Below are 13872 nucleotides of genomic sequence, written 5' to 3'. Positions count from 1 at the left end.
TGACGAGTCAACCTATCGGCGCGGCCGCTGAGAACTGTTACGAGAGTTCGATGAGCTCGAGGTAGTCCTTTGACCAGTGGTCCTCGGTAGCCTCCGGCATGATCAGCACGCGCTCGGGGTTGAGCGCTTCGACCGCACCGTGGTCGTGCGACACCAGCACCACAGCGCCGGTGAAGTGCGCCAGTGCGTCGAGAATCTCCTCGCGGCTTGCGGGGTCGAGGTTGTTCGTGGGCTCATCAAGCAGCAGCACGTTGGCACTCGAGACCACGAGCATCGCGAGCGCGAGACGGGTTTTTTCGCCGCCCGACAGCACGCCCGCCGGCTTCAACACATCGTCACCGGTGAACAGGAACGAACCGAGTACGCGCCGCGCCTCAGTCTCAGTGAGGTGCTGTGACACCGACACCATGTTCTGCAGCACACTCGCCTTTACGTCGAGCGTCTCGTGCTCCTGCGCGTAATAGCCGACCTTGAGACCGTGCCCCGCGATGATCTCGCCCGTGTCAGGCTCGTCCACCTGTGCGAGCATACGCAACAGAGTGGTCTTGCCCGCGCCGTTCAACCCCAGCACGACGACCTTCGAGCCACGATCGATCGCGAGGTCGACGCCCGCAAAAATCTCGAGCGAACCGTACGACTTCGACAACCCCTGAGCCATGAGTGGGGTCTTGCCGCACGGCGACGGGTCTGGGAACCGCAGCTTCGCGACGCGCTCGACCTGGCGCACATCGTCGAGCCCTGACAGCATCTTTTCAGCACGAGCCACCATCTGGTGCGCAGAAGCGGCCTTCGAAGCTTTGGCGCCAAACCTGGCAGCCTGATCCTTGAGCGCCGAAGCCTTCTTCTCGACGTTCGTGCGCTCCTTGCGGCGTCGCTCTTCGTCTGCCGCGCGCTGGCGCAGATACAGCTTCCAGTTCATGTTGTACACGTCGATGACCTGGCGGTTGGCGTCGAGGTAGAACACCCGGTTCACGGTCTCGCCCACGAGCTCGATGTCGTGCGAAATCACGATCACGCCGCCCTTGTACGTCTTCAAGAACTCGCGCAGCCACACGATTGAATCGGCATCGAGGTGGTTCGTTGGCTCATCGAGAATCATCGTGTCGGCGTCTGAGAACAGAATGCGCGCGAGCTCAATGCGACGCCGCTGACCGCCCGAGAGCGTCTTCAGCGGCTGGTCGAGAATGCGGTCGGGCAGGCCGAGGTTGCTCGAAATCGACGCGGCCTCTGACTCTGCCGCGTACCCGCCAAGGGCGTGAAACCGGTCGGTCAGGTTACCAAACCGCTTCATGGCCTTCTCAGCGACCACCGGGTCGTCTGATGACATGTCCTCGGTCGCCTTGGCAATGTTCTTGGTGAGCGTGCCGAGACCGCGAGCATCGAGGATCCGGTGCCTGGCGATCTGCTCGGGGTCACCGACCCGAGGGTCCTGCGGCAGAAAGCCCAGCTCGCCCGTCACAGTAATCTTGCCCTCTGCGGGCTGCAGCTCCCCCGAAAGGGTGCGCGTGAGCGTGGTCTTGCCGGCACCGTTTCGGCCCACGAGGCCGATCTTGTCACCGGGGTTCACGCGGAAGTTGACGCCGCCCATCAGACGGCGGGCGCCGACGTCAATTGCGAGATCCTCGACGGTGATCACGAGTGGGGCTCCTTAAAACAGCAAACGGCCAGATAGACGAGCCCACCGGGTGGGCAACCTCACTAGTCTACCTGGCCGAGCTGAGCCCACGGGGCCGGTGCCGTTAGCGACCGGCTCCGAGCGCCGCGGCGTCGGCCCACAGCACCGTCTCGCGGCGGCCAGTCACCCGCGCCGCGGGCACGAGCGGTTCACGTCGCGCACGCAGGTGAGCTACGGCCTCGGCCTTGCCGTCGCCGCAAGCGAGCAACCAGACACGGTCGGCGCGTCGCAGCGCGGCGACACTCAGTGACACCCGCTCGGCGGGCGGCTTCGGCGACTCGCGCACCGCCAACGCGGCGGGAGTCTGTGCCCCCTCCTGCAGCAGGTCATCGCGGCCGGGAAACAGCGAGGCCACGTGAGCGTCCTCCCCCACCCCGCACAGCGCCACATCAATCTGCGTAAGCCCTGCGATGATCGTCGCGTACTCGGCCGCAGCCTCATCGAGCGACAGTTCGGCCGCGCTCGAAGCCACCCTGTGCACGAGTGCCGGATCAGTCTCCACGGCCGCAAACAGCGTGCTGTCTGCCAACAGGTCGTTGCGCTCGGCATCGCCCGCGGGCAGCCAGCGCTCATCGCCCCATACGAACCGCACCCGGCGCCAGTCGACACCCGCCGCCAAGTGGGCTGATGTGCGATCGGCCTGCGCCCGCGCACCGAGCGCCGCGAGCACCGCGGCGCCCGCACGGCCGCCCGTCAAAACGATGCAGGGCACGCTGCCCTCGGCCTGTCGCGTGCGAAACACGCTCAGAATCTCGTCAGCGCATGTAAGGCCCAAGTCTGCGAGGCTGTCAACCTCGCGCACGGTGAGCATCGCTTCGGCAGCCACGGTTACACCGCTACTTCGCTGCGGTCGCCCGACCACAGCGTGTGGAACGACCCTTCACGATCGGTGCGACGGTACGTGTGTGCACCAAAGAAGTCACGCTGACCCTGCACCAGCGCCGCCGGCAGTCGATCTGCGCGCAGGCCATCGTAGTACGCGAGCGACGACGAAAACGCGGGCGCGGGAATGCCGGCCTGCGTGGCCGCGATGACCACGCGGCGCCAGGCTGCCTGGCCGCGCGAGAGGGCGTCTGCGAAGTACGGAGCTGCCATGAGCAACGTCAGCTGGTCATCCGCCGCAAACGCGTCGGCGATCCGGTTCAAGAACTGCGCGCGAATAATGCAGCCGGCACGCCACAGACGCGACACGGCCCCGAGGTCGATGTTCCAGTTGTACTCGGCCGCGCCAGCACGAATTTCGTCGAAGCCCTGTGAGTACGCCACGATCTTCGACGCATAGAGCGCCTGCCGCACGTCCTCGATGAATGCCTCTTCGTTCTCGACCGTAAACGTCTCGCTCGGCCCGGGCAGCGCGGCCGCGGCCGCCCGCTGGCCCGCCTGCGACGAGAGCGAGCGCGCAAATGTCGCCTCGGCGATGCCCGACACCGGCACGCCCAGTGACAGCGCCGTCTGCACGGTCCAGGCCCCGGTGCCCTTGGCGCCCGCCCGGTCGAGGATCACGTCGACGAGCGGCGCGCCGGTCGCCTGGTCCACCTGGCGCAGCACCTCGGCGGTGATCTCCACGAGGTACGACTCAAGCTCGCCTGTGTTCCACTGCGCAAAAATATCTGCAATCTCGGCGGGCGACTTCCCTGTTCCGCGCCGGATCAGGTCGTAAGCCTCAGCGATGAGCTGCATGTCGGCGTACTCAATACCGTTGTGCACCATCTTCACAAAGTGACCGGCGCCGTCGTGGCCAACGTGGGTGACGCACGGCTCACCCTCGGCGACGGCCGCAATGCTCGTAAGGATCGGGCCGAGGGTCGCCCAGGCCTCGTCAGAACCACCGGGCATAATGCTCGGGCCGTTCAGGGCACCCTCTTCGCCGCCCGAAATGCCGACGCCCACAAAGTTGATGCCGCGGGCGCGCATCTCGCGCTCGCGCCGAATAGTGTCGGGGAAATAGGCGTTGCCGCCGTCGACGATGATGTCACCGGGCTCAAACACGTCGGCGATCGCGCTGATCGTCGCGTCGGTTGCCTCTCCCGCCTGCACCATCAAAATCGCGGTACGCGGCTTCGTCAGGCTTGCCGCAAACTCGGCGTACGATGCTGCGGGCACGAAGCCCGCCTCGGGGTGTTCGCCCACGAGCGCTTCGGTGCGGCTGTGGCTGCGGTTGAACACTGCCACCGTGTTGCCCTCACGGCTCGCGAGGTTCCGTGCCAGGTTGGCGCCCATGACCGCGAGCCCTACGACGCCAATGTTTGCTGTGCCTTCGCTCATGCGGGCTGCTCCGTTCGTGTGTGTGCTTCAAGTTGGGCGACGACTCGGCCATACATGGCGTCTTCGTCGAGGATGCGTAGTTCTTCTGCCAGGCACTCGCGCAGCGTACGCCTGGGCAGCACGATCTCGTGCTCGGGCTGGCCCGGCTGGCGCAGAATCGCACGATCCGGAGCGACGCGCTCAAGCTGCGCTCGGCCGTTCGCGCTGTGCAGCGTGACCGAGCGCACGCCACCCAGCGGCGAGTCGTCGCGCTTGAGCGTGCAGTGCGTGGGGACTTCGAGTGCGAGTTCGAGCCAGGCCGCCAAGATGTTCGTGGAGGGTGACTCGGGGCCGCCCACGACCTCCACCTCGGTGACAGGGCCAAACTGCCGCTGATCGAGGATCGCCGCCAGGTACTCCCGCCAGCGCGTCAGCCTGGTCCAGGCAAGGTCGGTGTCGCCCGGCGTGTAGGCGCGCACCCGCTGCGTAAACGCGTCTGAGTGCACGGCGGCGCTGTCGGTGATGCGTCGCTGGGCGATGCGCCCGAGTGGGTGCGCTCCCGGCAGGTACGGCGCCTCCCCCGGCCACCAAACGACGACGGGAGCGTCGGGCAGCAGCAGCCCGTTGACTAGGCTCTCGAGCCCGCTGCACACGTCACCGTAGGCGCGCAGCACCACGACATCGCTCGCGCCAGCGTCTGCGCCCACTCGGATCTCGGCGTCAAGGCGCGCTTCAGGCTCATCGGGCAGCTCGACCAGCACGATCACGCGCATAGGGTGCTCACTCGACGCGTGATTTGCGGCTTCGACGACGGCTTCGTCGATGGGCTCAGTGGCGGCGATGACCAGCGTAAGCACACGGCCCAACGCTGACACGCCACCCTCGAGCCGCAACGACACCAGCCGGTTAGCAATCGCACTGACGTTTGTGTTTGGCAGCTGTACGATCACGGCCGTCTCCAACTTCTACCATCGCGGGCCATGAGGGCGTGCGCCGAATCTGGACCCCACGAGCCGGGCGCGTACTGCTCGGGTTTGTCGGGCTGTGCCGCCCAGAACTCCTCGATCGGGTCCAGGATCTTCCACGACAGTTCCACCTCGGCCTGCCGCGGGAACAGCGGCGCGTCGCCCAGCAGCACGTCGAGGATGAGTCGCTCGTACGCTTCTGGGCTCGCTTCGGTGAACGCGTGGCCGTAGCCGAAGTCCATGGTGACGTCACGCACGCGCGTGCCGGTGCCGGGAACCTTGGCATCGAATCGCATGGTGATGCCCTCGTCGGGCTGTACCCGGATCACGAGCGCGTTGGCGCCCATGTCGGTGCCGTGCGCTTTCGCGAACAGTTCACCGGCCTCGCGCCGAAACACGACAGCGATCTCGGTCACCCGCCTGCCCAAGCGTTTACCGGTGCGCAGGTAAAACGGCACGTCGGCCCAGCGCCGGGTGTTCACAAACAACTTCAGCGCCGCATACGTTTCGGTGTGCGACTCGGGGTTCATGCCGTCTTCTTCGAGGAAGCCGGGCACGAGCTCACCGCCCTGCCAACCGCCCCCGTACTGCCCGCGCGCGGTCGCTTCGGCCAGGTTCTCTGGCAGTCGCACCGCCTCGAGCACCTTCTCCTTCTCGGAGCGCAGGTGTTCTGCACTCAGTGCAATGGGCTCTTCCATCGCGGTGAGCGCGAGCAGCTGCAGCAGGTGATTCTGAATCACATCGCGGGCCGCTCCCACACCGTCGTAGTACCCGGCACGACCACCCACGCCAATGTCTTCGGCCATGGTGATCTGCACGTGGTCAACGTAGTTACGGTTCCAGATCGGTTCGTACATCGAGTTCGCGAACCTGAGCGACAGAATATTCTGAACGGTCTCTTTGCCCAGGTAATGATCGATCCGGAAGATGGAATCAGCGGGAAACGCGTGCTCGAGAGTCTCATTGAGTGCCTGAGCAGAGGCAAGGTCTTCACCAAAGGGCTTCTCGATGATGACGCGGCGCCAGCGCGCGTCGTCGGCCTTCTGGTCGACGAGCCCCGAGCTCGACAGGTGGTGTGCGACCTCAGGGAAGGACTTCGGGGGGATCGAGAGATAGAACGCGTGGTTGCCCATCGTGCCGCGCTCTCGGTCGAGCGCGTCGACGGTGTCTCGCAGCCGCACATAGGCATCGGGGTCGTCGAAGCGACCCTGCACGAAACGAATGCCCTCTGCGAGTTGGCGCCAAGTCTCTTCCCTGAACGGGGTGCGCGCGTACTTGCGTACAGCGTCGTGCACAATCTCGGCGAAATCGCGGTCAGCCCAATCGCGGCGGCTAAACCCGACGAGCGCAAAGCCGGGTGGTAGAAGCCCCCTGTTTGCGAGGTCGTACACCGCGGGCATGAGCTTTTTACGGGAGAGATCCCCCGTCACCCCAAAGATGACGAGGGAGCTGGGCCCGGCGATCCGGTTGAGACGCGGATCGCCGGGCGAGCGGAGCGGATTAGAGCTCACGTGATTAGATCGAGAAACCCAGGGCGCGCATCATGTCGCGCCCGTCGTCCGTGATCCGCGCCGGGGTCCACGGCGGCATCCACACCCAGTTGATGCGGAACGCCGTCACGAGCCCGTCGAGGCACTCGGCAATATCGTTCTCGATGACGTCTGTGAGCGGGCAGCCCGCGCTCGTGAGCGTCATGCTAATCACAAGCGCATCGTGCTCTTCGTCAAACGCCAGATCGTAGATCAAGCCCAGGTCGTAAATATTTACGCCCAGCTCAGGGTCAGAGACGTTCTTCAACGCCTCGATCGCTTGTTCTTTGAACTCTGGATCGATCGACATGGGTGAGACCACCGTTTCGTCAGCCATACGACTAGCTTACGCCTTGGCGAGGAAGCGGTCGTAGCCCTCTTCTTCCAGGCGCGTCGCGAGCTCGGGGCCACCCTGCTCTGCGATGCGACCGTCAACGAAGACGTGAACGAAGTCGGGCTTGATGTAACGCAAGATACGCGTGTAGTGCGTGATCAGCATGACACCAAGACCGGTGTTGTCCTTGGCGCGGTTGACGCCCTCAGACACGATCTTGAGCGCGTCAACGTCGAGGCCAGAGTCGGTCTCGTCGAGCACTGCGAACTTGGGCTTGAGGAGCTCGAGCTGAAGAATCTCGTTGCGCTTCTTCTCGCCACCCGAGAAGCCCTCGTTCACGTTGCGGTTCGCGAACGACTGGTCCATGCGGAGGTTGTCCATCGCGGTCTTGACGTCCTTCATCCACGTACGGATCGCGGGTGCCTCGCCGTCGATCGCGGTCTTCGCGGTGCGCAGGAAGTTGGAGTTGGTGACGCCGGGAATCTCGACGGGGTACTGCATCGCGAGGAAGAGGCCCGCGTGCGCGCGCTCGTCAACGCCCATTTCGAGCACGTCTTCGCTGTCGAGGTGAATCGAGCCGCTCGTGACCTCGTAGCGGGGGTGACCTGCGATCGCGTACGACAGGGTCGACTTGCCCGAGCCGTTGGGGCCCATGATCGCGTGGATCTCGCCCTGCTTGAGCGTGAGGTCGACGCCCTTCAGAATCTCTTTGTCGCCCTGCTCGGTCGTGACGCTGACGTGCAGGTCCTTGATTTCAAGAACGGAAGCCATAGCTTTAAATCTCTTTCGTGATGGTGGGGTCAATGTACACGTCGCCGTCTTCGATCTCGACGACATAAACGGGAACCGGCTCGTAGGCAGGCAGGTTCTGCGGCACACCCGTGGTGAGTGAGAACTGGGATCCGTGCGCCCAGCACTCGAGCGTGTCGCCTTCAACAAAGCCTTCTGAGAGGCTGATCTGGCCGTGAGTGCAGGTATCGCCAATGGCATGCACCACGCCACTCGAATCGAGGACGAGAGCAATCGGCACCCCGTCGATGTCAACCTTTACCGCTTGGTCTTGGGTGAGATCAGCGAGGGCAATTGCTTTCTGCCTGGCCATTACGCGAGCACGCTCTGTTCGAGCTCAGCGTCGATTGCCTGCTGCAGACGAGCCTCAATCTCCTCGTTACCGATGCGCTGAATCACGTCGACGAGGAACCCGCGCACAACAAGCTTGCGCGCCTCGTCTTCTGAGATACCGCGGCTCTGGAGGTAGAAGATGTGCTCTTCGTCGAACCGGCCCGTGGTCGAGGCGTGGCCCGCGCCCGCAATGTCACCCGTCTCGATTTCGAGGTTGGGGATTGAATCGGTGCGCGTGCCCTCGGTGAGGGTCAGGTTGCGGTTCTCTTCGTAGCTATCAGTACCTGCTGCCACGCGGCGGATCAGCACATCGCCGATCCATACGGCGTGCGCACCCTCGCCCTGCAGTGCGCCCTTGTAGGCGACACGGCTGCGGGTGTGGGGAGCGTTGTGGTCCATGTAGACCTGGTGCTCGAGGTGCTGGCCAGCGTCGGCGAAGTATGCGCCGTAGCTTTCGCCGTTGGCGCCCTGCTCATCAAGGTGAATCGAGGGGTTGAGCCGCACGATCTTGCCACCGAGCGAGACAACAATGTGCTGTAGGTTCGCGTCGCGTCCCACCGTCACGTTGTGGCTTGCCAGGTGAACCGCGTCCTCGTCCCACTCCTGGATCGATACGACGGTGAGGTTTGCGCCCGCGCCGACAACGATCTCGACGTTCTCGGTGAGGTTTACCTGGCCCGTGTTCTCGATGATCACGAGACCCTCTGACTGCGGAGCCGCCTCGATCACCGTGTGCGCGGCGGTCGCCGCGGTGCCGAGCTCCTGGCGCTTAACCGTGACGGTCTGACGCTCGGGGCTTGTCAGCAGAATGTGCTGCGCCACCTGGGCCTGGCCCCACGCGTTCGCGGCGGCCTGATCCTCAGGGATACCAGCGCGGCCCACGAGCTCAGAGTCCATGGGAATGTAGCTCACCTTGAGGCCGTCGGCCTCGCTGATCACGCTCGGCAGCTCGCCGCCACGCAGTTCGCCGGTCAGCAAGCCCTTGAGCTGGGCCACCGGGGTGAACTTCCAGTTGACCTCGCGGCCGGTAACCTCGGGGAAGTCAGCGACGTTGGTCGACTTGAAACGATCTGAGCGGGTCTGAATCGGTGCCCGATTGCCCCAGTCGCCGTCAGTGTGTGCCTTGAAACCGTGTTGTTCAGTCTGAAGCGTTGACATCTTTAACCGACGGATCCTTCCATGCTCATCTCAATGAGCTTGTTCAGTTCGAGTGCGTACTCCATGGGCAGCTCGCGCGAAATCGGCTCGATGAAGCCGCGCACGATCATGGCCATTGCCTCTTCTTCAGACAGGCCGCGGCTCATGAGGTAGAACAGCTGTTCTTCGCTCACGCGCGTCACGGTCGCTTCGTGTGCCAGCGTCGCATCATCGGTACGAATATCGATCGCTGGATAGGTGTCGCTGCGCGAGATCGTGTCAACGAGCAGCGCGTCACACACCACCGAGTTTGCTGCGTGGTGCGCGTTCGCCTCGACGCGGATCTCACCGCGGTAACCGGTGCGCCCACCGCCACGTGCGATCGACTTCGACAGAATTGACGACTTCGTGTTGGGGGCGAGGTGCACCATCTTGGCGCCCGCATCCTGGTGCTGGCCGGGGCCCGCGAAAGCAACCGAGAGGGTTTCGCCCTTTGCGTGCTCACCGACGAGGTACACCGAGGGGTACTTCATGGTGACCTTCGAGCCGATGTTGCCATCAACCCACTCCATCGTTGCGCCCTCTTCAGCGATCGTGCGCTTCGTAACGAGGTTGTAGACGTTGTTCGACCAGTTCTGGATCGTCGTGTAACGCACGCGTGCGTTCTTCTTCACGATGATCTCCACGACTGCCGAGTGCAGGGAGTCAGACTTGTAAATCGGGGCCGTGCAACCCTCGATGTAGTGCACGTAGCTGCCCTCGTCAGCGATGATGAGCGTACGCTCAAACTGGCCCATGTTTTCCGTGTTGATACGGAAGTAGGCCTGCAGCGGGATCTCGACGTGCACACCCTTGGGGACGTACACGAACGAGCCACCCGACCACACCGCGGTGTTCAGGGCCGCGAACTTGTTGTCGCCCGACGGGATGACGGTGCCGAAGTACTCCTTGAAGATCTCGGGGTGCTCGCGCAGCGCGGTGTCGGTGTCGAGGAAGAGCACGCCCTGCTCCTCGAGGTCCTCGCGGATCTGGTGGTACACCACCTCCGACTCGTACTGTGCAGCGACGCCGGCAACGAGACGCTGACGCTCGGCCTCGGGGATCCCGAGACGCTCGTACGTCTCTTTGATCTCCTCGGGCAGCTCTTCCCAGCTCGTCGCCTGCTTCTCAGTCGACCGCACGAAGTACTTAATGTTGTCGAAGTCAATTTCCGACAGATCAGCACCCCACGTGGGCATGGGCTTGCGTTCGAAGATCTTAAGGGCCTTCAGGCGGCGCTCAAGCATCCACTCTGGCTCATTCTTCAGAGCCGAGATTTCACGCACGACCTGCTCGTTGAGGCCACGCTTGGCTAGCGCGCCGGCCTCATCAGTGTCGTGCCAGCCGAACTCGTACTGACCCAAGCCTTCAAGCTCGGGCCGGTCGATCAATACCTCTGGCATGATCCCTCCCTCATTAGTTCAGTTCCGTTTCGCGAGAAACCCCATGCCGCGCCGAATTAGCGACCCATGCGACTGATGCCGCACTCATCGGGTTCCCTGCCACGGTGCAGTAGTCTGGGCCGCGAACGATGGCGATCCGTAGCGAGAAATTGCCTATCGGATCGACGATCACAACCACAGCTTCCTATTCTACAGTTTTTTGTATGAAAACGGGAGGGGCACGCCCTGCCCCATGGTGTATGTAGGAGCTGCCTGAGAGGAGCCCAGTTGTCTCGCGCGACCACCAGCCATTCACCCGTGAGCAGTCCCCCCGCCACGGGTCACACGATTTCACGCTGGCTGCGCTTCAGCGCGTGGACCTCGTTCGTGCTCAACACTGTCATTATTGCGACGGGCGGGGCCGTGCGTCTCACGGGTTCTGGGCTCGGCTGCCCCGAATGGCCGCTGTGCGCCCCGGGATCGCTCGTGCCCACGGAAGAGCTGAGCTACCACTCGCTCATTGAGTTTGGCAATCGCACCATTTCTGGCCCGCTGCTGGTCTTTGGCATACTCGTGGTGCTTCTGAGCTGGCGCATTCGTCGTGCTCGCCGTGATCTGTTCAGCATGTCGGTGATCGTGTTGGCACTCGTAGTGCTCCAGGCACTCGTCGGCGGCGTCATCGTCTGGATGCACCTGAACGCAAACCTGGTCGCGTTCCACTACGTAGTGTCACTCATTCTGGTGTGCCTAACGGCTGCCTATGTTGCTCGCATGTACGAGGCCGCTGGCCCCCGCGAAATCGTCGTACCCAAGCCGTTTCTCATCACCACGCACATTGCAACACTGGTCATGGCGATCACGGTGTTGTTTGGCGTGATTACTACGGCCTCGGGCCCACACTCGGGAGATGCCACGATTCAGCGGGACGGTGTTGACGCAGTGTTCATGAGCCATGTGCACTCGTGGCCCGGTTACGCCTCCCTCGCCCTCACCATCACGCTCGTCATTTGGGCTGCCGCACAAAAGCTGCGCCCGCTCCGCTGGTTCGTGGCGCTTCTTGCGGTGCTCGTTGTGCAGATCCTAGTGGGTGTCTTTCAGGCGCGCGCCGGCCTGCCGCCGTTCCCAGTGGGCGTGCACATGGTCCTTGCGACGCTGACGACCGCAGCGATGACGGTCGCCGTGCTGCGACTCAAGCGCCCAGTCGCGCTCGAGCCCGCCGCTTAAACAGGCACTATACGGTCGCGAGGATCTCGGCGTGCGGCATCAGCAGCCAGCCGTCGGGATCCTCCGCGAAGTGCCTCCAGCCAGCTGCGATCCGTTCGAGTGTCGCCCGGTCTGCGAGCCCTAAACGCAGCGCGTTCTCGGCAAACGCAGATTCGAGCGCACGCTCGGCCCACATGCCACCCCACCAGACACGATCCTCGTCGCTCTCAAAGAGCCACAGCGACGCCGAGCAGGTAACGTCTGACAAACCGGCCGCTCGAGCCCAGCGCTTCAAGTGGCGGCCCGCCGCGGGCTCTCCGCTCACTCCGCGGTGTACACGGAGGTACAGTTCAAGCCACTCATCGAGTGCGGGCGAATCGGGCGCCCAAATCACGCCCTCATAGTCGACATCGCGTACGGCCACCGTACCGCCGGGTGCCGTCACCCGTTTCAGTTCTCGCAGCATGGCAATCGGATCGCCAACGTGCTGCAGCACCTGGTGCGCGTGCACGACATCGAACGACGCGTCAGGGTACTCGAGCGCGTACGCGTCGCCCGTCTCAAACCGCAGATTGGGTAAGCTCGCCACATCAAACTCGGCTGCGGCCCTGGCGACCACGTCGGCCGAAGCATCGAGGCCAACGGTGAGCCCCGGGGCCACGATCCGGGCCAGATCGGCCGTGATTGTGCCGGGCCCCGCACCGACATCGAGTACGCGCTGGCCCGCGACGAGCCTCGGCAGCAGGTAAGCTGCCGAGTTCTCGGCGGTACGCCAGGTGTGCGAGCGCAGCACGCTCGCGTGATGGCCGTGGGTGTATTCGTCTGCCATGCCCGCAGCCTAGCGACTTTCGCGCGCCCGCGCGCCCGCGCGGGCGCTTAGAAACTGGGCAGTCCAGCGAGCTTGCCCTAGGTGGGTGGGTCGGTACCGTGTCCCAGCCCTCCGGCACCGTCACCACATAGCGCGCCAGTGGCCTCGCACCCCACGCACACAGCGCGAGGAGCTGGGTGAACAGCACACTGAATGCCTCGAGGTGACACTTCTCTGAACCGCGCGAGGGACCGATAGTCGGGTGGCTGGTGGTCTACACGGCGGGGGTCGACTGGTGTGATTGGGGGCAGACCGCGTGAGTCTTGCATCGTCGACGAGGCGGCATCGAAATGACGAGTCGCCACGATAAAAGCGTACTTATCGTGGCGACTCGTCATTTCGATGCATAGTCATGGTTGCTCGAGGGCGCGGCTACAGGGCAGAACGCATTACTGACCCACGCATCTAGGGCAGGCCGGCGAGATGCGCCCTAGAACGGCAGCAGCGGGTCGACCGCGATCGCGATCGAAAGCACCGAGAGGTACGTGATCGAGCCGTGGAACACGCGCATCGGCTTGCCCTCACGGCCGCGAATCGCGCTGCCGTACAGGCGGTGCGCCTCGAACAAGAAGTGCGCCCCGGCGGCGACAGCGACGACCGTGTACACCCAGCCCATCGGGCCAAAGGGGATCAGCAGCAGGCTCGACACGACGGTCGCCCACGTGTACAGAATGATCTGCAGGCCCACGGTCACGCGGCCGCGCACGACCCCGAGCATGGGCACGCCAGCGGCGGCATAGTCGTCGCGGTAGCGCATCGACAGCGGCCAGTAGTGTGCCGGGGTCCACAGGAAGATGATGAGGAAGAACACCCAGGCAGCCCACCCGAGCGTGCCGGTGACGGCGGCCCAGCCGATGAGCACGGGGAAACAGCCTGCGATGCCGCCCCAGATGATGTTTTGTTCGCTGTGGCGCTTGAGCAGCAGCGTGTAGATCACCACGTAGAAGAAGATGGCGCCGGCGCCGAGCGCGGCAGCGAGCCAGTTCGTGGTGAGTGACAGCCACACCACCGAGAGTACGCCCAGCACCCACGAGAAGATGAGCGCGTTGCGATCAGAGATCTCGCCCGTGACGAGCGGCCGGTTCTTGGTGCGCTTCATCTTGCGATCCATGTCGCGGTCGATGTAGCAGTTGAATGCGCCAGCAGACCCGGCGCTCAGCGCGCCACCGATGAGGGTGGCGAGCACGAGCCAGAGGTTCGGCAGCCCGCCCTCTGCGAGAATCATCGCGGGCACGGTCACGACGAGCAGCAGCTCCATCACTCGCGGCTTGGTGAGCGCGACATAGTTCTTGATCGTGCGCCCAATCGACCGAGGGGTCTTGGGAACCTGAACATGAGCTTCATTCTGGGTGGACATCACACCCCATGGTACCT

General features: G+C 64.0%; 13 protein-coding genes. 1 reads left to right on the top strand and 12 read right to left on the bottom strand.

The features are described from left to right. Positions 1–37: 37 nt before the first annotated feature. From ACXR2W_RS01750 to sufB, 10 genes are all read right to left on the bottom strand, one after another. The gene (locus ACXR2W_RS01750) at positions 38–1636 is read right to left on the bottom strand and encodes an ABC-F family ATP-binding cassette domain-containing protein (RefSeq protein ID WP_458812665.1); all 1599 of its coding nucleotides are present in this window, start codon (positions 1634–1636) and stop codon (positions 38–40) included. 103 nt (positions 1637–1739) lie between these two features. Then, positions 1740–2501: a 6-phosphogluconolactonase gene (pgl, locus tag ACXR2W_RS01745; RefSeq protein WP_458812663.1), complete on the bottom strand. Its 762-nt coding sequence runs from the start codon at positions 2499–2501 to the stop codon at positions 1740–1742. A 2-nt stretch (positions 2502–2503) separates the two neighbouring features. Further along, complete coding sequence (gene gndA / locus ACXR2W_RS01740) at positions 2504–3940, bottom strand: NADP-dependent phosphogluconate dehydrogenase (protein WP_458812661.1); 1437 nt, start codon at positions 3938–3940, stop codon at positions 2504–2506. After that, the gene (locus tag ACXR2W_RS01735; RefSeq protein WP_458812659.1) at positions 3937–4869 is read right to left on the bottom strand and encodes a glucose-6-phosphate dehydrogenase assembly protein OpcA; all 933 of its coding nucleotides are present in this window, start codon (positions 4867–4869) and stop codon (positions 3937–3939) included. Before ACXR2W_RS01735 ends, gndA begins: the two co-directional genes overlap by 4 nt. After that, a complete protein-coding gene (gene zwf, locus ACXR2W_RS01730; RefSeq protein WP_458812657.1) occupies positions 4866–6395 on the bottom strand; it encodes a glucose-6-phosphate dehydrogenase in 1530 nt (509 codons plus the stop codon). The genes ACXR2W_RS01735 and zwf overlap by 4 nt, the downstream gene beginning before the upstream one ends. 4 nt (positions 6396–6399) lie before the next feature. Further along, positions 6400–6723: a metal-sulfur cluster assembly factor gene (locus ACXR2W_RS01725; RefSeq protein WP_458812898.1), complete on the bottom strand. Its 324-nt coding sequence runs from the start codon at positions 6721–6723 to the stop codon at positions 6400–6402. A 36-nt stretch (positions 6724–6759) separates the two neighbouring features. Next, positions 6760–7518: a Fe-S cluster assembly ATPase SufC gene (sufC, locus tag ACXR2W_RS01720; RefSeq protein WP_458812655.1), complete on the bottom strand. Its 759-nt coding sequence runs from the start codon at positions 7516–7518 to the stop codon at positions 6760–6762. Positions 7519–7522: 4 nt separating this feature from the next. Next, complete coding sequence (locus ACXR2W_RS01715) at positions 7523–7849, bottom strand: non-heme iron oxygenase ferredoxin subunit (protein ID WP_458812653.1); 327 nt, start codon at positions 7847–7849, stop codon at positions 7523–7525. After that, positions 7849–9027: a Fe-S cluster assembly protein SufD gene (sufD, locus tag ACXR2W_RS01710; RefSeq protein WP_458812651.1), complete on the bottom strand. Its 1179-nt coding sequence runs from the start codon at positions 9025–9027 to the stop codon at positions 7849–7851. The genes ACXR2W_RS01715 and sufD overlap by 1 nt, the downstream gene beginning before the upstream one ends. Positions 9028–9029: 2 nt before the next feature. Next, positions 9030–10448: a Fe-S cluster assembly protein SufB gene (gene sufB / locus ACXR2W_RS01705; protein WP_458812649.1), complete on the bottom strand. Its 1419-nt coding sequence runs from the start codon at positions 10446–10448 to the stop codon at positions 9030–9032. A gap of 297 nt (positions 10449–10745) precedes the next feature. Here sufB and ACXR2W_RS01700 point away from each other — a divergent pair, with 297 nt between their 5' ends. Further along, a complete protein-coding gene (locus tag ACXR2W_RS01700; RefSeq protein WP_458812647.1) occupies positions 10746–11651 on the top strand; it encodes a COX15/CtaA family protein in 906 nt (301 codons plus the stop codon). A gap of 7 nt (positions 11652–11658) precedes the next feature. Here the strand turns inward: ACXR2W_RS01700 and ACXR2W_RS01695 are convergent, their stop codons facing one another. Further along, positions 11659–12459, bottom strand: a complete 801-nt coding sequence (locus tag ACXR2W_RS01695; protein ID WP_458812645.1) for a methyltransferase domain-containing protein — start codon at positions 12457–12459, stop codon at positions 11659–11661. 469 nt (positions 12460–12928) lie between these two features. Beyond that, positions 12929–13855, bottom strand: a complete 927-nt coding sequence (locus ACXR2W_RS01690) for a heme o synthase (RefSeq protein WP_458812643.1) — start codon at positions 13853–13855, stop codon at positions 12929–12931. Positions 13856–13872: the final 17 nt, after the last annotated feature.

Source organism: Leucobacter faecis (genome assembly GCF_054456695.2).
Note: the sequence above shows the minus strand (reverse complement) of the source record. Positions and strands in the feature narration are given on the sequence as shown.